General features: G+C 68.5%; 16 protein-coding genes and 1 pseudogene. 10 read left to right on the top strand and 7 right to left on the bottom strand.

Annotated elements, in window-relative coordinates:
* Positions 1-47 precede the first annotated feature (47 nt).
* From E4N62_RS40515 to E4N62_RS40490, 6 genes and pseudogenes are all read left to right on the top strand, one after another.
* A pseudogene (locus E4N62_RS40515) lies at positions 48-295 on the top strand (ABC transporter ATP-binding protein); the annotation flags it as partial.
* 669 nt (positions 296-964) lie between these two features.
* Complete coding sequence (locus E4N62_RS40510) at positions 965-1,243, top strand: hypothetical protein (protein WP_230222788.1); 279 nt, start codon at positions 965-967, stop codon at positions 1,241-1,243.
* An 18-nt stretch (positions 1,244-1,261) separates the two neighbouring features.
* Positions 1,262-1,528: a hypothetical protein gene (locus E4N62_RS40505; protein ID WP_230222786.1), complete on the top strand. Its 267-nt coding sequence runs from the start codon at positions 1,262-1,264 to the stop codon at positions 1,526-1,528.
* Positions 1,529-1,674: 146 nt separating this feature from the next.
* Positions 1,675-3,405 carry a helix-turn-helix transcriptional regulator gene (locus E4N62_RS40500; protein WP_230222784.1) on the top strand — a complete coding sequence of 577 codons (1,731 nt, stop codon included), beginning with the start codon at positions 1,675-1,677 and terminating at the stop codon, positions 3,403-3,405.
* A 220-nt stretch (positions 3,406-3,625) separates the two neighbouring features.
* Positions 3,626-4,093 carry a hypothetical protein gene (locus tag E4N62_RS40495; protein WP_230222782.1) on the top strand — a complete coding sequence of 156 codons (468 nt, stop codon included), beginning with the start codon at positions 3,626-3,628 and terminating at the stop codon, positions 4,091-4,093.
* Positions 4,094-4,122: 29 nt separating this feature from the next.
* On the top strand, positions 4,123-4,431 hold the full coding sequence (locus E4N62_RS40490) for a hypothetical protein (RefSeq protein WP_230222780.1): 309 nt from the start codon (positions 4,123-4,125) through the stop codon (positions 4,429-4,431).
* A gap of 204 nt (positions 4,432-4,635) precedes the next feature.
* Here E4N62_RS40490 and E4N62_RS40485 read toward each other — a convergent pair whose 3' ends face one another.
* The 5 genes from E4N62_RS40485 to E4N62_RS40465 all read right to left on the bottom strand — a co-directional run bounded on the left by E4N62_RS40485 (position 4,636) and on the right by E4N62_RS40465 (position 9,738).
* Positions 4,636-5,823 (bottom strand): hypothetical protein, encoded by a 1,188-nt coding sequence (locus E4N62_RS40485; RefSeq protein ID WP_230222778.1) that lies wholly within the window; start codon positions 5,821-5,823, stop codon positions 4,636-4,638.
* Positions 5,824-6,386: 563 nt separating this feature from the next.
* A complete protein-coding gene (locus tag E4N62_RS40480) occupies positions 6,387-6,707 on the bottom strand; it encodes a helix-turn-helix transcriptional regulator (RefSeq protein WP_230222776.1) in 321 nt (106 codons plus the stop codon).
* Between the two features lie 4 nt (positions 6,708-6,711).
* Positions 6,712-7,800, bottom strand: coding sequence for a site-specific integrase (locus E4N62_RS40475; RefSeq protein WP_230222774.1), 1,089 nt, complete (start codon positions 7,798-7,800; stop codon positions 6,712-6,714).
* Between the two features lie 172 nt (positions 7,801-7,972).
* Entirely contained in the window at positions 7,973-9,082 is a 1,110-nt protein-coding gene (locus tag E4N62_RS40470; RefSeq protein ID WP_230222772.1) for a sensor histidine kinase, read from the bottom strand.
* On the bottom strand, positions 9,079-9,738 hold the full coding sequence (locus E4N62_RS40465; RefSeq protein WP_308186132.1) for a response regulator transcription factor: 660 nt from the start codon (positions 9,736-9,738) through the stop codon (positions 9,079-9,081). Before E4N62_RS40465 ends, E4N62_RS40470 begins: the two co-directional genes overlap by 4 nt.
* 200 nt (positions 9,739-9,938) lie before the next feature.
* Between E4N62_RS40465 and E4N62_RS40460 the strand changes: the two genes are divergently transcribed.
* On the top strand, positions 9,939-11,159 hold the full coding sequence (locus E4N62_RS40460) for a DUF418 domain-containing protein (RefSeq protein WP_230222767.1): 1,221 nt from the start codon (positions 9,939-9,941) through the stop codon (positions 11,157-11,159).
* 514 nt (positions 11,160-11,673) lie between these two features.
* Here E4N62_RS40460 and E4N62_RS40455 read toward each other — a convergent pair.
* Complete coding sequence (locus E4N62_RS40455; protein WP_230213368.1) at positions 11,674-12,951, bottom strand: IS701 family transposase; 1,278 nt, start codon at positions 12,949-12,951, stop codon at positions 11,674-11,676.
* A gap of 406 nt (positions 12,952-13,357) precedes the next feature.
* Here E4N62_RS40455 and E4N62_RS40450 point away from each other — a divergent pair, with 406 nt between their 5' ends.
* Positions 13,358-14,125 (top strand): family 16 glycosylhydrolase, encoded by a 768-nt coding sequence (locus E4N62_RS40450; RefSeq protein ID WP_230222765.1) that lies wholly within the window; start codon positions 13,358-13,360, stop codon positions 14,123-14,125.
* Between the two features lie 446 nt (positions 14,126-14,571).
* Here the strand turns inward: E4N62_RS40450 and E4N62_RS40445 are convergent, their stop codons facing one another.
* On the bottom strand, positions 14,572-15,585 hold the full coding sequence (locus E4N62_RS40445) for a LacI family DNA-binding transcriptional regulator (RefSeq protein ID WP_230222762.1): 1,014 nt from the start codon (positions 15,583-15,585) through the stop codon (positions 14,572-14,574).
* Positions 15,586-15,902: 317 nt separating this feature from the next.
* On the opposite strand from E4N62_RS40445, the gene E4N62_RS40440 reads away from it, so the two are divergent.
* A complete protein-coding gene (locus E4N62_RS40440) occupies positions 15,903-17,213 on the top strand; it encodes an ABC transporter substrate-binding protein (protein WP_230222759.1) in 1,311 nt (436 codons plus the stop codon).
* A 94-nt stretch (positions 17,214-17,307) separates the two neighbouring features.
* Complete coding sequence (locus tag E4N62_RS40435; protein WP_230222757.1) at positions 17,308-18,279, top strand: carbohydrate ABC transporter permease; 972 nt, start codon at positions 17,308-17,310, stop codon at positions 18,277-18,279.
* Positions 18,280-18,288 lie beyond the last annotated feature (9 nt).

Below are 18,288 nucleotides of genomic sequence, written 5' to 3'. Positions count from 1 at the left end.
GCACCGTCCATGCGGGTGCCGGGCGGACCACAGAAGGAAGGAATGTTGTGAACACCGCATCCGCTCCGACGACGGAGGAGTCCCCCGAGACGTCCCTGTCCGCCCGGGACACGGTCAGGGCGCTGTACGCGTATGTCCGGCCCCATCGGTGGGCCGTCGCCCTCGGCCTGCTGTGTGCCCTGGTGGGGCCGCGGGGGCGCTGTTGCAGCCGCTGGCCACGAAGGCGTTGGTGGACCGGATGGCCTCTGGTGGGACGATCACCGGGATCCTGATCGGGCTCACGGGAGTGGCCGTCGCCTTGGTCAGCACGCTGCTGCAGTGACGCGGCACCTTGTCACGTGCGGCTCTCGTCGTCCGCCGTGAGCGGGCCGCGGGCACCCTCGCACCCGCCCGGACCATCTCGGCGGTGACCAGGCGATCCCTCCCACCGCAACCGCTGCCACCTGCGCAGACGGTAGATCAAGCAGATCTACGGCACTCAGATCGCCGGCGTGAAGTACGGGGCACCGGTTTCCTGGCCCTGTACAGAGCCCGAGCGCATGGACGAACTCCGTGCAGAAGTCGGCATCGAGCCCTTCAACAAGTACGTCGCCGAGTTCGCAATGGTCTGACGCCTCCGCCTCCGCCCCCGCCCCCGTCCGCATCCGCATCCGCATCCGCATCCGGCGGATCCCTGCCCTGAGCAAATCCCCCGTCAGTTCGCGATTTCTGAAGCACTGACCCGCCGGAACCCGCGTGCTGGGGTGCGCAACGGCCAGCCTAGAACGTCGGGTTCACGAATCCCAGGTTGCTCCCTCTGGAGCCCGGCATGAGTCCCCGCGTCTGCCGCGGCGACCGTCCCGTTCGACTGCAAGTTGGGCGCCGATCACTCAGGCGCCTGTAGCCCCTTCACCCACCGGCCCAGCCCACCCGAGAACCCTGACGACCACGCCGTTCTTCTCGCGATGAGCAGGGGCGATCGTCAGTGCTGGAGCTGAGCCACAACCCCCTACCCCTGTTCAAGGAGAACCCTGTGATTGCTGCACGCTTCAACCCGCTGGACATCGAGTGCCTCGTGAAGACGGCTGTGGAGCTGTGGGAGGAAATCGACCCCAGCGATCTTTCCGAGCACCAGCAGGACACCCTCGACCGCGCACGCGATGCCATGCTCGCCGAGCATGCTGACCAGCAGCCTTCCTTCCCCGAGGTGGTGACTTTCATCAGTCCTCGCCCGGCGGGCCAGGCATGGGTGCTGCGCCGCTGAGATCGCCACGAGAATGAAATGGCGCTCCATGTTGACGAGGACTCCGCGCTGGCCGAACTCGCCGAGTACGTACGCGGGGTCTGGGACAACCTCGTTGGTGAAGAGGGCGTCCCCGACCAGCCGCCCACGGACGACCGCGAGACTGTGCGGCTCTACTACGGCCCCGAGCGCGACGGGCGCCCGGACGAGGGATACGACCTCCACGCCGAGGAAATCGCCAGACGTGGCCGGACCCGCATCGTGCCGCTCGACTACCGCTTTCCCAATGAGGAAGTTCCATCGTGATTCGTGCAGGTCAACGGCCCGCTGCCGGTCCGCTTCGGGCCGTCTTCCTGGATCTCCTGCACTCTGTGCATTCGTCGACCGCTGGCGTTTGCCAGCGGTGGGTACCATGCGAGAAGCCGCCGGAGGGCAGCACTGATCTGACCTGGTTGGACGCAGGAAACCCGGGGGAGTGTATGGCTGAGGCATCGCATCGCAAGCGGCTCGGGGCCCTCCTCGAAGACCTCAAGCAGCGCAGCGGCCACAGCTACCAGCGGATCGGCCAGCTCGTTCGTGCGAGCAAGTCCACCGTGTACCGGTACTGCACCGGACAGATCGTCCCGCCGGATTTCGCCACGATCGAGCGCATCGCGAAAGTGTGCAACGCCGACAGGGCCGAGATGGCGACGCTGTACCGACTGTGGATGGCCGCATCCGAGGTCCCGGATGAGTTCTTTGAGGAACCCGAGCAGTCCGGCATCCGCACCACTGTCGGCCCCGGCTCCCCGGCTCCCGACGCACCCCAGGACCTGTCGCCATCCGTCCCGGCCGGACCCGATGGCGGTCCGCGAAGACGCTCGCTTTCGTTCATTGTCGTGGCCTCGGTGGTGACCCTCCTGGTGGCCGTGACCGCGGCGAGCAGCGGCCCGGCTCTCCGCCGGAATTCGGCACGGGAACCGGCCCAGTGGATATCCGGCCCCGCCTGGGTCAGCTCCCCGGCCCGGATACCGTCCACCCTCTTCGGCGTCACCATCAACAGCACCACAGGCACGATGCCGTCGTTCCGGACCGGTGCTGTGCGCTTCTGGGACAGCGGCACCCGCTGGGCGGACATCGAACCTCAGCGCGGCGAGTTCGACTGGTCCGTGCTCGACCGGCTGGTCGGCGGGGCTGAACGGGCCGGCCTGCCCGCGTTGTTCGTCATGGGCGCCACACCGCCGTGGGCCAGTCCGAACGGCCCGGTCGGCCCGTATGCCGACGGCTCCCGTGCCGCTCCGCCCGACCGCCTCGCCGACTGGGACACCTTCGTGCGTGCCCTCGTGCACCGCTATCAGGGGCGTATCGAGGCGTACGAGTTGTGGGTGCTGGCAAACGATCCCCGGTTCTACAACGGCAGCGTGGAGACGCTGGTCGAGATGACCCGCAGAGCCAGCCGCGCCATCCGGGCCGCCGACCCGAAGGCCACCGTCGTGTGTCCCGGCATGGGTCGCCTGTGGGAGCCGGACGCCCTCCACGTCCTCGAGCGCTTCGCAGAACTCGGCGGATACCGCTACTGCGATGTCGCAGGCATCAAGCTCTACCAGCGCACTGCCTCCGATCCTCCGGAGACCATGCTCGCGCTCACCCGCACCGTCGACCGCGTACTGCACCACGCCGGGGTCCATCCGCCGTTGTGGAGCACTGGAACCATGTACGAGATCCCTCTCCAGGCCCCTCTGGACCGCCGCCGCGCCGCCGACTACGCGGTGCGCTTCTACCTCGTGGGGCTGTACGCACGGAAGGTCAATCTCCAACGTATGTACTTCTACAACTGGGGCGGCACCAAGATCCCCATCGTGCTGCAGGCCGAAGGCGGCGCCCCGACACAGGCAGCGCTGGCGGTCGAGCAACTGGAACGATGGCTCGCTCACGCCTGGATCCGCTCCTGCGGCCACGGCCTGGCTGTCAACCTCGCCGACAACGTGTGGGAATGCAGGTTCACCGTCACGGAGCCTCAGCGCAGTTACGAGGCCACTATCCGCTGGACCGATTCCGGCACCGCGGTGACCACGGCCGAACCTGGCCTTGGGTTCGTGCACCGGCTCGACGGTACGACGACACCCGTACAGCCCGGTGACACCGTCCAGATCACCGAGCAGCCGATCCTCCTGGAACAACGCACGCAGAGCAGTACCCCGTGACCAGCCCCAGGCGTTCCAGCCTCTCGGGACTTCGCAGGTCAGGACCTGGACTTCGTTCCAGACGTTCCAACTTCCCGTTCCGTTGTTGTGCGGCGATTCCTGCCACGTCACGATCTGGTCGTCCGGACGGTGGGGCGCGGAGACCGCTGAAGACGGGTGGTGGCGCCGCATCTTCCAGCCGTGTCATGAGGATGCCTATACATAGGAGGTCACCCGGAACATGAAGACGTCGGGATATGTCAAGCGGATCGGTCTGGTCGTCGGGATCTGCGCCACTGCCCTCGTCAGTGCACCGGCCCAGGCCGCGCACGCTGCGGAATCATGTGGGTATACGACGAGCTCGGTGGACCCCACTGTCACTCACAAGGGTGCCGGCACCCCCGCCTACAACAACGGGCTCACCTCCTTCCGCGGGCGGGTCTTCCAACTGCGCACGGAGCCGATCTTCGACTACAGCCAGGGAAACATCGCGTCCGGGTACAAGTCCGGCGACAAAGTGTGGGTGGACATTTCCGTCGACCAGGGCAAGTCGTGGACGCAGTGCGGACCGTACTACCGCGACCGGACCTACTTCGCTTACCACAAGGGGAAGTGGATGCGTGTATGCGTGAATGTCGACGGAATCACGCAGTGCGCCACCAATGGCAACAAGACGGGGCCTGGTGGCAGCAAGTGGTGGGATGACTGATCTGCGTTCCTGAGCCTCCAACGAAGCCTGTGCTGGAGGGGGTGCACGGACGGGGGCCGTCGGCCACGGCGGTCCCCGCGCAGACCGACGACAACGACCTCCCGTGCGTCGAGGTCGATGGCGTCCTGGTGTTTGCCTACCTCGACCACGAGGCCGGCGCCGTTCGGGTCTCCGTGCACCGCGACTCCGCTGAAGACCGGCTGGTCCGTCCCGACGGCACCGTGCCGCTGCGCGTGGAGGTCGAAGACGCCGTGGTGCTGGATGACAGTGCAGAGGGCACTCCCAAGCGGGATCTGCTGAACAAGCTGCTCGATGCCGCCGATGACCGCCAGGAGTAGGCAATCCGCGAGGCGGCGTTCGCGGCCAGCGTTCTCTGGTGCTGCCCGACCTGTCAGTGGGACAACCCCGGCGAGGCCGCCTGCTGTGAAGGCCCTGGCCCCTGCCGCGTCCCGAAGCCGAAGAAGACCAGCTGACGACGGAGCCCTGGGCCGGCTGCCGGTCGGCCCAGGGCACGAACCGGAATCGCGAGGTAAACGGTGGACTCACGAGTCGGTGGACTGTCCTTGTCGTCGATGGTGTTCGGCAAAGCTGACATGGTCGACTGTGGCCGTGTAGCGCTGAGCGGCATTGACCGTAAGGCCGAAGAGATCCGCAAGGCGACGGGCGTCGCCGTCGCTGGCGTGCGCTTCGTCGAGGATGCGGTCTTCGCGCAGGGCCTGGGCGGGGACGCCGAGTACGGTGTTGATCCACTTGCCGGTCACGGGCGTCAGGCGCCCGGCCGTCGCAAGGTTGATGAACAGGTGCGGGTTGCCGCTGTTGGGCCACTGCCGCTCCCGGTGGGCGAGGTAGCCGTTGAGGGCGGCTCGTGCTTGCGGGGCGAGGAGGACCTTCCTGCCCTCGATGTGGAGCCGGCCGTCGACGATGTCAGTGACGTGCAGGGTTCGAAGTTGCTGGGGCCGCAGTCCATGGAAGATCAGGAGGTATCCGCAGGCGGCTCGGGTTGGATTCGGGGTGTCGATGAGGCTCCTCAGCACTGGGACGTCCAGCGACACCGGCGTGCGGGTTTCGGGCATGCCGACCTTCATCCGCGTGGTCGGGTTGGTGAACACGAGTCTGCGGCCGTGAAGGACTTGGAAGATCGATCGCAGGCCGGAGAGCATCTCGCTGCGGTCGGTCCCGCCGGAGGGAAGAACGGCAAGCACGTCGTCGCGGGTGACTTCGCGAAACGAGTCCCGGGTCCGCGCCCAGGAGTTGAGCGCGGGCAGTGCTGCGTAGAGGTGGTTGCGGATCGTACGGTGGGAACGCGGGTGGCGCCGTGGCGTGATGGTGCTGCCGTGCAGCATGATCTCGGCCCATGTGCAGATCTCGCCGCGTATCTTCGCAGGCAGGTGAGCGGTCTTCCGTTCGACCCAAGTGATGACGGCCGGGGTGCGGTTGTCCGTCAGGAAGTCGGCGTGGTCCAAGACGTCGATGGTCGGTTGGACCGGGAGGGCGAGCTCGCGGAGCATGGCCACGGTGCTGGCTTCGATCGGTGCTCCTGGGGTGTCCTGGGTGGCGAGCAGGAGCTTGAGTGCGCGGTTGACTGCGCCGGTTGCGTCGCGGGTCCAGCCACGCTGTTCGCCGAGTTGCAGGCAGCTGGCTTCGAGGGACTCCAGCAGTTCGGGCAGTACGGGTTCGGGAACCGTCAGGGTGCGCATGCGCGCGTAGTCGCGGCGGGCGTCGAACAGCACGAGTTGTCGGTGGGCGGCAGCGGTGATCGGTCGCAGAACGGGCCGTCTGCGCGAGCGGGTGCGGCGGGTTCGGAAGCGCCGGGGCGGCGGGCGGCGGTGGGGTGGCACCATCAGTGCCAAGCGGTGTTCCATGCCACTGAAGAAGAGCTGGTGACCGTCGTTGACGGCTTCGAGACGGTCGGGGTCGGACGGGTCACGTGCCCAGGACCGGCTCCGGCGCCAGCACAGGCGACACTCGCCTTCCGTGTTGAGCGACGTGATACGTGTGCAGGAGGTGCACTCGGCTTCGCCGGGGTGACGCCGGGCCCAGTCGTGGCAGGCAGCACAGATGCCGCCGGTGGACTTGAACAGGCCCCAGGCGTCGCACCGTTGGCACGAATCAGGCAGCGGCGGTGCACCTTTGTGGCAGCGGCGGCACAGTCCGGCTGTGTAGTAGTCCGGCGAGCCGCAGCGGCGGCACGGCGGTGGCGTGTGCGAGCCGCGCGTGCGGCAGTTGTAGCAGTACTTGGCCTTGGCGTGAGCGACTGGCCGCAGCCCGCACGTCGGGCACGTTCGTGGAGCGGTCACGCCGGTGGCAGTGTGCGGTTGCGTCCGAGCCGGGGTGTGACCGTGCCAGCCCCGCCGGCCTCTGCCTCGGTCGGCTTGATCGGGCGGCGGGCCGCGGCGGCCTCAGGCTCGTGGATCAGCAGGTCGCCGGTGGTGCAGCCCAGGACGGCGCAGATGATGTCCAGGTCGTCCAGGCGCACGGTGGTCGGGGTGCCGGTCCATAGCGCGGACATTTTCCCCGCGCTGATCTCCAGCCCGGCCTCCGCCAGGCGGCGGCGCATCTCGGTGGACTTCCAGATGCCTTGCTCCGCGGCCGTCATCCGCAGGTTCCAGCGCACCGTGTCACTTCCCGTCGCTCGCCCCGAGCCGGGCGGCGACCCGTTCATTCGCCGCAGCCCAGGTGTGTTCGATGTGGTCGTCGTGGACATGGACATAACGGGTCGTAGTGGACAGCCACTCGTGTCCGAGGAGCTCCTGGATCGCCTTCAGGTCCAGCCCCTGGGCGTAGTACTCGGACGCGCAGAAGTGTCGCAGCCCGTGCGGTGTGAGGCGGCCGGACCAGGACGGCAGGTACAGCCCAACGGCTTTGGCCAGCCCGGAGCGAAGAGCGTCGTCGCCCACGCGGCGGCACCAGCCGGTGTGCGGGTCACGGCGCTCACTGGGCAGCAGCGGAGCGTCGGGGTCCATGTAGTCGTCGCCGAACTGGTGGCGTACGTCGGTGAACCACCAGTTCACCAGCGCGTCCACCGAGTTGATCGCCGGGACGAGCCGGGCCTTGGGGCCGCGGCCGCGGCTCCCCTTGCCGTGCCGAACGTGCATCTTGCCGTACTCGCCCAGGTCGGGCCGCCAGTCGCGGATGTCGAGCATCCTGGTCTCGCCGATCCGCAGCCCGGCGCGCCGCCACAGCGACGCGGCGAAGTAGTCCCGGGCGGCCGGCAGGTACTTGCGTGCCGACGGCAGCGACGTCCGCCAGGCCGAGAACAGGTCGCCGACCTCCGAGGAAGACGGCGGAATGCGCGGCGAACCGTAGTCGGCCTTGGCCGGGCGGTTGAACTCGTCGATCGGCTGGACCAGCACGTGTCCGGTCAGCGCATGCACATCGCCTTGGTAGCGAGCGATGAGGAAGTCGAAGAACTGGGCGATCGAGCCCGCCTTCTTGTGAACGGTGCCCTTCGCCAGGTCCCGGACCTTGCGCTGATGCACAAGGAACCGGTCCGCGTCGTCTGGCTGCACGGTCCAGACCGGACGACCCACGAACCGGATCAGCTCGAAGAGCACCGCCCGGTCGCCCGCGATCGTGACGTCCTCGACCCCGGCGCCGACGGACGCCAGCAGGTACTGGTCCACGAGCTCTTGCTCGTAGTCCTCGTACTCCTGCTCCGTGCGCAGGCTTCGCGGCGAACCCAGCGAGCGCACCGTCGCTAGCGCCACAGATACCTCACTTCACCAGGAGCGACAGTGCGCCGAAGATATCAGCGAACCTTCAGGAATCCCGACCGAATGTCAGAATCTCCCATCAGTCCGACGAACCCGTCGCGGCCTGGCCTGCGCGGCCACCAGCGACAAGGACGCTCCAGGGAACCCGCGGGAGTTCGTGTACACCTCACTCCGCGCTGAGCGGGATCCGCAGCCGCACCCGGTAGCCGCCTTCCGTGGTCGGGCCCGCGTCCAGGGTGCCGTGCAGGATGTCGGCGCGCTCGCGCAGGCCGACGAGGCCTTGCTGGGAGCCGGGGAGGGACAGGGAAGGACGCGTGGACGGGGTGTTGGTGACGGTCACTCCGATGCCGTCGCCGTCCTGCCACAATTCGACGCTGGCCGTGGCGCCCGGTGCGTGTTTGCGGACGTTGGTCAGCGCTTCCTGAACCGTGCGGTAGAGGGCGCGTTGGGTGGGTGTGCTCACCGTGGGCGGCAGTTCCCCCGTCAGCTGTACGTGAGTGCCGCTCGATTCCACGAGTTTCCGCAGGTCGGCAAGGGTGGGCTGAGGCGTCAGCTCGGTGACGTCGCCGCCGGAGGCCCGCAGCAGGGTGACCATGGTGCGCAGTTCGTCGAGCGTGGTGACGCTCAGCGAACGGATCGTGTGAGCGGCCTCCTTCGCGTCCACGTCCCGGGTGGCGACCTGCAACGCACCGGCCCGTACGGCGATCAGACTGACCTGATGGGAGACCACGTCGTGCATCTCCCGGGCCAGCTGAGCGCGTTCGCGAGCGAGGACGGCCTGGGCGTGCAGGGTCCGCTCGTGTTCCCTTGCCTCCTCGATCTCGGCCAACCGCCGCGCCAGGTCCCGCTGTGCCTGGAGAAGCTGGCCGAAGAGGACCGGTGCCGCGGCCGTGGCCAGGCCGTACACGAAGAAGACCGCTGTCATGGTCCGGTCGACCTCGGCCAGGGGCCACGGAGTGCTGCTCGCGACGGCGGCCAGGGCGACGCACACGGCGAGGAGACGGCGGTTGCGGGAGCGTTCGGCCAGAGTGAACAGCGCCGCGAGCACGGCGACGGCGACATCCTGCATCAGCGCGACGGGCAGGGTGAGCAGGAACACGACGAGCGGGAACCGGCGCCGGAAGGCCAGCGCGGTGCACCCGACAGCCGCCAGCGCGACCTCGAGGCGCGTGGGCTCCCAGTTGTTCAGCCGCACGTCCACGGCCGCCGCGGCCACCAGGGCGAGGTCGATGACCGGCGCGGGAACCCGCTGCCACAGGGCGCGTGCACGGCTCATCCGCCGAGCTCCGACCGCAGGCGCTCGTCGAGGAGCCCGGCCCGCTGCGCCAGCAGGGCGGCCTGCACGCGGCTCGCCACGCGAAGCTTCGTCAGGATGGCGCTGACGTGGTCCTTCACCGTGCCCGCCCCCAGGTGGATACGCGCCCCGATGTCGGCGTTCGACAGTCCCTCCGCCACCAGGACGAGGACGTCGCGCTCCCGCGCGGTGAGCAGCCGGACCCGGGCGGCCTCCTCGTCGACAGCCGTCCCGGTGCCGGGGTGGCTGTGCAGCAGCGTCCGCGACGCCTTGGGGGACAGCACCACACCGCCCGCGGCCAGGGTCCGCACCAGGTGGGCGAGCTGCTCGGGCTCGGTGTCCTTGAGCAGGAATCCGGCCGCGCCGGAGTGCAGGGCGGTGAGGATGTACTCGTCGGCGTCGAACGTGGTCAGCATCGCCACCACCGGCGGGTCCGGCATCGTGCGCAGCTCCCGGAGCACGGTGAGCCCGTCGACGTCCGGCATCCGGATGTCCAGCAGCACCACGTCGGGCCGCTCCCGGCTGACCGTGTCGACCGCCTCGCCGCCACTCGCGGTCGCGACGACCTCGATGTCCTCGGACGCGCCCAGAATCAGCTGGAAGCCCGAGCGGACCAGAGCCTCGTCGTCGACCACCACTACCCGGATCACGCGATCCCCCTACCCTTCGTTCATACCGTCCGGCCCATGCCGACTCGACCCTAAAGCCCCGATCGGTCCCGGCGGCCCGCTGAGCTGCAGCTCCAGCCACACGGCGGGGTAGCACCCACCAGTCGGCAGGGCCACGGCGGCCTTCTGCCGGATGGGCCGTGATCGGCCCGGCCTCCAGTCTGAGGGCCATGACCCATCACCCCGACTCCGCGCTGCTCCCGGCCGACACCCCGTCTTCTGGAGGTGAGCGTGCTGAGCCCTCGACCGGAGCGCCCGGCGTAGGCCGACTGATCGGGCTGGACCTGGCCCGCGGCTTGGCCGTCTTCGGCATGTACGCGGTCCACGTGGGCCCCGCCCCGGCTCAGGGCGGTGTCATCGGCTTCCTGATGGAGCTGGCGCAAGGCCGCTCCTCCGCCCTGTTCGCCGTCCTGGCCGGCTTCGCGGTCGCTCTCATCACCGGGCGCCGCGCGCCGAAGACCGGCCTGGCCGGCCGTCAGGCCGTGGCCAAAGTGATCATCAGGGCGGTGATCCTGCTGGCCCTCGGCACCGCCCTGACCCTGACCGGCACCCCGGTCGTGCCGATCCTCGCCTTCTACGGACTGTTCTTCCTGCTCGTGCTGCCGCTGTACCGGTTGGGCGCCAGGCCACTGGCGCTCATCGCCGCGGGATGGGCCCTGGTGGGCCCGCAACTGCTGTACGCGCTGAAGCCGGTGGTCGGCGGCCGCGTGTTCCTCTCCTACGGCCAGGCCGACGGCCCCGTCTCGTTGTTCTTCACCGGCGGTTATCCGGCCTTGACCTGGGTTCCGTTCGTGATCGCCGGTATGGCTGTCGCCCGCTGCGACCTGACTGCCACGGCCGTCCGGATACGCCTCGCCCTCACCGGCGTGGCCCTCGCCGTCACCGGCTACGGCGGCTCCTGGCTGGCGGTGCGTCTCGTACCCGGTGCCGCCGAAGCCGTCCGGAAAGCCGAAGAGGGGTCCGGCATGTCGTCCGTGTCGTCCGTGTCGTCCGTGTCGCCCGACAGCATCGGCATCTTCGGCGACACCCCCGCCGGGATGCTGGCCTCAGCCCCGCACAGCGAGGCGACCCTGTCCATCATGGCCGCCACGGGTGTGGCGATCCTGGTGATCACCTCGTGCCTGGCCGCCATGGACGCCTTCCCGCGGCTGCGCCGTCTGGCCAAGCCCGTCATCGCGGTCGGTTCGATGTCACTGACCGCGTACGTCTACCACATCGTTGCCATCTGGCTCCTGGACACCGAGCGATCGGCCGTCCCGCCGACATACGTCCTGCTCGGCTTCATCGTGTCCATCGCCCTCCTCGCCACCCTCTGGTCCCGCTTCTTCCAGCGCGGGCCACTCGAATGGCTGATGGGCAAGGCGACCGGGATCGCCCGCCGCATTCGATGAAACGCAGCCGGAGAGGCGTGCCCGGAGCCCCTCGCCCGGGTGGGGCGGTCGCGCTGCGGGCCTCACGAACAGCCCGTGGCTCTCGGCTGCACTCAAGTCGCGGCTTTGGTCGCCCAGGCCGTGGCTGCCCCGGGGCGGCGACGCCGTCCGCTACTTGGGCCAACGGCCTCAGCGGCGCCCTCGTGTGCGCGGAGCCGGAAGCCGAGAGAGGCGTCGTCGCAGCCCCGCTGCTTCAGCAATCACTCGCGCCGAGCCACTGACCCGATTTCTTGCCGCGCAGGCTGTTCTCGTCGTACCTCAGTGAGGATTCGAAGCGCCATGCGATCGAACGCTTGTGAAGCAGGTTGCGACCCCAGGTCACCTGACTTGGTTCCGCCGGAAGGCCTCGCCCTGACGCAGTTGGCGCAGGCTCTAGTAGGGCTCCGTTAGGTTGCTCTGGCTCTTGTGCTTGGGCTGGTGGTGGATGTTCTGGGCAGCGGGCGGTGGCAGGTGGTGCAGGTGCCGGTCCAGCAGTTCAGCAGGTCCTGGATGGCGTCGAGGATCTGGTAGAGGGTGAGTCCGCTGTATCGGCTTTTGGGGACAGGCGCTGTTCGGTGAGGAAGGCGTGGGCGGCGGTGACCAGGGTGACGTGGTGGTGCCAGCCGTTCCAGGAGCGGCCCTCGAAGTGGTCCAGGCCGAGGCCGTGCTTGAGTTCCCGGTAATCGTGCTCGATGCGCCAGCGGATCTTGGACAGGCGGACCAGTTCGGTGATCGGTGTGTCGGCGGGCAGGTTGGACAGCCAGTAGTCGGTGGGTGCTTCGGCGTCCTGGGGCCATTCGACCAGCAGCGTCACCTCGGGCAGGACACCGTCCCAGTGGCCGTGCTCGGCAGTGGCGGCGGCTTGGGCCAGACGGCGGGCCCTCACCCCGGCCGGCCGCACCCGCAGCGCCAGAAAGCGTGAGTGCATCGGCCCGCGGGAGCCTTCACGCCAGGTCACCTCGGTGAACGCCTGCCGTCCGTGCTCCTGAGCCAGCGCTGCCACCGAGGACGGCTTGTCCCGGTAGCGGGGCTGCGGCCTGCGACCGTTCCCGGACCAGGCCGGGGCGGTGGGCCGCACGTCGTGCGGGTGGACCGTCACGTCCGAACGGACCGCCACGACATAGCCGATGCCCCGCTCGCTCAGACCGTCGCGGAAGTCGGCGTTCTGCCCGTAGCCGGCGTCGGCCACCACCACCGGCGGCACCAGACCCCACCCGGCCAGCTCATCGAGGATGTCCAGGGCCAGACGCCACTTCTCCCGGTGCCCGACCTCCTGCGGTATCCCGGTCTTCTGCCGCCGCACCGCATCGTCCGCCCACTCCTCGGGCACGAACATCCGCCACTGCAGCGGACAGGACGCCGTGTCGGAGACCGCGTGCACACTCACCGCGACCTGGCAGTTGGCCCGCTTGCCCAGCGCCCCGCAGTACTGGCGCGCGACCGCCACCGACATCTTCCCGTCCTTGGGGAACGACACGTCATCGACCGCCCACGCCTCCGGGCCGATTCTCGGCACCATCCGCTGGGCGATCCGCCGCCGCACCGGCACCGGATCCCACGTCGACTGGTTCACGAACTGCTGCAGGTTCTGCTCGTTGCCGTCCGGCAGCCGTTCCGCCATCGGCTGGATCGACTTCCGCCGTCCGTCCAGCATCAATCCCCGCAGGTAGCAGTCGCCCTTCGCCCGCTGATCCTTACGCGGCACCGACGCGAACACGTCAGCCACGAATAACGCCAACGTCGCCCGAGCCCGGTTCACTTCATGTGCGTCCACACCTTCAGCGTTCCCCCAAACAGGACCGACAGACAGACGTAACGGAGCCCTACTAGGGGGTGTTTCGAAAGTCCCGCACAGCACCCACGGCGCCCGGCACGCACTCTCGCCGCACCGGCCGAAACCCCAAGTACGTCCAGTACGAGGGCTTTCGTCCGGCACGCCGAGAGCACGCACCGGACACCGCGGGCACCGCACAGGACTTTCGAAACACCCCCTAGTTGTATTGACCCGCAGGGTTGTTCACGCCGGTGATGGGTGGCTGGCCAGCGAGTGAGCAATTACTGTTCGAAGCTGCCGAGTTGTTCGCGCAAGGGATGGAAAACGATTCGCCCGTCCGAATTACCTTCTCCGTGGATTCATCGGCATCTGCATGCCGAAGTCGTATGGGGAGCAGCATTCGTGCATGGAGAATCCTGCATGCGGCGGAACACCGTCGGCAGAGGAGATTTCGTCCCGACTTGAGGTTGTCTTCACGGCGGACTTCGCGTCCACCCGTCAATGGGTGGCGGGGCGTTCGTGGGCATATCCGAACGGCGGACCGATCAACCCAGGCGACAATAAATTGGATCACCTGACGGCGGACCCCGCGTACAGCCGCTCGGGCACCTTCCGTGCCACCCTCCGCAGGGACGGTCGGTGGGACACGGGCCTGCTCACCACCGAGGGGAGTGAGGAGGCCTTCACCGTCCGCGCCGGGGACGTTCTCGAGGCACGGGTCAGACTGCCGTACGAAACGGGGGCCTGGCCCGCCATCTGGACCTGGCGCGACGGCGACCAGGAGATCGATGTCTTCGAGTACCACCCCGACAACCCCGACCTCCTGGAGCTGACCAACCACGTCCGCGGCGCCAACCTCTACTACCGCGACTCCGCCATCGGCCCGGGTGCGTGGGTCGATCTTCGCGTCGAGTTCGGCCCGAGGTCCGTGATCTGGTGGGTGAACGGCAGCCAGGTGTTCGCCGACCGCCGAGGCGTGGGACGTGCCTGGCATGCCTACCTCATCGTCAACCTGTCTGTGTGCGCGGGCCGCTATCACCCCCGACCGGCTCCCCACGTCAAGGAGATGTCGTACGAGGTCCAGCGCCTCGTGGTGAGGCGGCCGGCAGCATTTTCGGAGACACTGTCCGACGAGGCCGAGGCTGAGGCTGAGGCTGACAGCGGCGGACCGTGAGTCTGCGGGTGACGGCGATCTTCCGCCCGCGCTGGTCGTGGGCCGACCAAGGGGCACTAGGGGGTGTTTCGAAAGTCCTGTGCGGTGCCCGCGGTGTCCGGTGCGTGCTCTCGGCGTGCCGGACGAAAGCCCTCGTACTGGACGTACTTGGGGTTTCGGCCGGTGCGGCGAGAGTGCGTGCCGGGCGCCGTGGGTGCTGTGCGGGACTTTCGAAACACCCCCTAGCTGCGGCTGCACTGCGAAGAGGTCTGCGGAAAGGTACGCGGGCAGCAGGGGCAAACCTCTCTGCGGGCGGCAGGGGCAAACCTCTCGCTGAGCTGACGCGCTCCTGATCTGACGCCTCATCAGGCCGGGTCGAGGGCTCCCGCCGGGGCTGACGGTGACCGAAGGCGCGCCAGGCCCGTGGGCCACCCTGCGCGGCCGGCCGCGCTGAACGCGTGGGTCCGTTACGTGGACTCGCGCACCACCAGCTCGGTCGGCAGCGTGACCTGCCGCCGTGGCGCGCCGTGCTGGGTGATGTCCGTGAGGATTCGGGCCATCGTGCGACCGAGTTCCTCAACGGGCTGGCGCACCGTGGTCAGCGGCGGGTTGGTGTGGCGGGCGAGGACGGAGTCCTCGAATCCGGCGACGGCGACATCGCGCGGCACCTGCCGCTTCTGCCGCTTCAGTTCGGTGAGTGCGCCGACGGCCATGAGGTCCGAGGCGGCGAAGACCGCGTCGAGGTCAGGGGCGCGTTCAAGAAGCGAACGCATCGCGCGAACGCCGCTCTCCTCGGTGAAGTCTCCCTCCTCGACGAGCAGCTCGCTCGCGGAAAGGTTCGCCTCGCGGTGTGCGGTGCGCCAGCCGGCGAGCCGGTTGAGGCTGACGTCCATGTCCAAGGGCCCGGTGATGGTGGCCACGCGCCGCCGGCCGCGTTCGAGCAGGTGCCGGACCGCCGCGGCGGCGCCTCCGGCGTTGTCGGCGTTCACGTAACTCAGCTGCTCGCCGGCGTCGCGGCGGCCCGCGAGCACGGTGGGCAGGCCCATCTCCTCGAGCATGCCGGGCAGTCGGTCCGTGGAGTGCACGGAGACCAGGAGCACGCCGTCCACACGGCGGGTCTCCACCGACTCGGTCAGCTGATCGCGTTCGGCCTGGTCGCGGACGAGCATCAGCTGCAACTGGGTGCGGCTGTCGGCGAGGGCGCCGCTGACACCGCGGATGAGCGCGGCGAAGAAGGGTTCCGATCCCAGCCGGCTCTCGGACTCCGGGATCACCAGGGCCACGGCGTTGGTGCGGTTGGTGACCAGGCCCCGGGCGACCGAGTTGGGCACGTAGTTGAGTTCCTTGATCGCCGCGAGGACCCGGGCGCGGGCGTCGGCGCTGACGAGATCGGAGCCGTTCACCACACGGGAGACGGTGGTGCGGCCCACACCGGCGCGGGCGGCGACCGTTTTGATCGTTGGGCGACGATTGCCGGACATGCGCTTCCCCCTCGGCGTCGCGCGGCGGTGCCTGCCGCGGAGGTGACCTGCGGCAATTCTTGCAGACCTGGCCGTCGGCACGGCACCCCGGGACGCCGCGGTGCCGACCGCACAAGCCGAGGCCCCAGGACGAGTTGCGTTCAAGTCATTGACAGACCCGCCCTGCTCCGACGAGTCTTCGATGCGCGGTGGGAACGTGCCCACCCAGAGTTGGGCACGTTCCCACCACCATTTGTCAGAGCCGCTGTCCGGCATCGCTGCAGCCATCGCAGAACTCGTCACTCCGATGTGCCGGCGCCGCCGCTGGGAGGAGATCCATGGGCACTTTCGGTTGGTCGCACAGAAGGGCGGTGGCGACGGTCGCTGCCGTCGGCGCGCTGACACTTGTCGTCGGCTGTAGCGGCAGCGACGACTCGGTCACCGGTGGGGGCAAGAAGGACGGCAAGGTCACCATCACCATGGGCCTGTTCGGGGTGATGGGCATCAAGGAGACGGGCCTTCTCGAGCAGTACGAGAAGGAGAACCCCGGGGTCGACATCAAGGCCGAGATCGCCGGTGACGAGCAGACCTACTACACCGCGTTGCAGACCAGGCTCGCCGCCGGCAAGGGCCTGAAGGACATCCAGGGCATCGAGATCGGGCGTGCCAAGGAGATCACCGAGACACAGGCCTCCAGGTTCGCCGACTTCGCCGGGACGTCGGGCACCGACCACTTCCTGCCGTGGAAGGAGTCCCAGATCAGCACCGCGGACGGCAAGGTGCTGGGCCTGGGCACCGACATCGGCCCGATGGCCGTCTGCTACCGCAAGGACTACTTCGAGAAGGCGGGCCTGCCCACCGACCGCGACGAGGTCGCGGCGCTCTGGGCGGGCGACTGGAAGAAGTACGTCGAGGTCGGCCGCACCTTCAAGAAGGACTTCAAGGGTGACAAGGTCGCCTACATGGACGCGGCCAGCGGTCTGTTCAACGCCATGGTCTACGGCTACCCCGAGCAGTACTACGACGAGCAGGGCGAGTTGATCTACGACTCCAACCCCGCCGTCAAGGAGGCGTGGAACCTCGCCGCGGACGCCGCGGAGGACGGTCTGACGGCCAAGCTGCGCCAGTTCCAGCCCGGTTGGGACCCCGGTCTGGCCAACGGCACCTTCGCCACGGCCGTGTGCCCCGCATGGATGCTCAGCCACATCAGCGAGAAGGCCGGTGCGGCGAACAAGGGCAAGTGGGACGTGGCCAAGGCACCCAAGGGCGCCAACTGGGGCGGGTCCTTCCTCGGCGTGATCGAGCAGAGCCCGGTGAAGGAGGAGGCCAAGAAGCTCGTCGCCTGGCTGACCGCGCCGGAACAGCAGGCCCACATCTTCAAGGAGATCGGCAACATCCCCTCCTCACGCGAGGCACTGGAGAGCGCCGACGTGAAGAACGCCAAGTCGGCGTACTTCGGTGACGCGCCGATCGGCGAGATCTTCGGCGCCGCAGCCCAGGAGATACCGGACAAGCAGGTCCTCGGCCGCAAGGACGGCACGATCAAGGACACCTTCTCCCAGGGCCTCACCCTGATCGAGCAGCAGGGCACCGCGCGGGACAAGGCGTGGAAGACCACCGCGGAGCGCATCGAGAAGGCGGTCGGCTGACCCCCGTCCGTCCGGCCGCGGCCGTCCGGGCCCGCCTTTCGGCGGCGGGCCCGGACGGCCGGCCCACCCATTCGCTCTCAGGAAGGATCCTCCGGTGGCCACCTCCACCACCACGGCCCCCGCCGGGCACTCCCCGGGCAAGGGCCCGGCCCGGCGGCGCGGCGCGTTCCTGCACCGCCTCGACCTCAAGGGCGCCCCGTACGCGTTCGTCGCGCCGTTCTTCGTGGTCTTCGCCGCGTTCAGCTTCTACCCCCTGCTCTACACGTCATGGATCTCGCTGCACGACGTGGAGCTCGCCACCCTCGACGTCATGCAGTGGGTGGCGTTCGACAACTACGTGGAGCTGTGGGGCGATTCCCGGTTCTGGAACGCGCTCCAGAACACGATCACCATCGGTGTCATCTCCACGGTGCCGCAACTGCTGATGGCCCTGGGGCTGGCGCACCTGCTCAACTACCGCATGCGCGCCTCGCTGTTCTTCCGCGTCGCCTCCCTGGTCCCCTACGCCACCTCGGTCGCCGCCGCCGCCCTCGTCTTCACGATGATCTTCGAGCGTGACTTCGGCATGATCAACTGGGCGCTCGGCACGGTGGGGATCGACCCCCTGGACTGGGAGGGCGGCAAGTGGCCCGCCCAGATCGCGATCTCCACCATCGTCATCTGGCGCTGGACCGGCTACAACGCGCTGCTGTACCTGGCCGCCATGCAGGCCATCCCCGCCGACCGGTACGAGGCGGCCTCCCTGGACGGCGCCTCCCGCTGGAAGCAGTTCACGCACGTCACGGTACCCGGGATCCGCTCCACCATCGTCTTCACCATCGTGCTCTCCACGATCGGCGCCACCCAGCTGTTCGGCGAACCGCTGATCTTCGGGCAGGGTCCGAACGGCATCACCGGCGGCGCGGACAACCAGTACCAGACGCTGGGCCTGCTGCTGTACGAGGAGGGCTGGAAGAACTACCAGATGGGCCGCTCGGCCACCGTCGCCTGGGCGATGTTCCTGCTGCTCGTTCTCGTCTTCCTCGTGCAGCGCCTCGTCAAGCGCCTGCGCTCCGGCACGTCCTGACCTGGAGTC

It is taken from the genome of Streptomyces sp. MNU76 (assembly GCF_020982545.1).
Taxonomy (GTDB): Bacteria; Actinomycetota; Actinomycetes; order Streptomycetales; family Streptomycetaceae; genus Streptomyces.
This window is presented reverse-complemented; position numbering and strand designations above follow the sequence as displayed.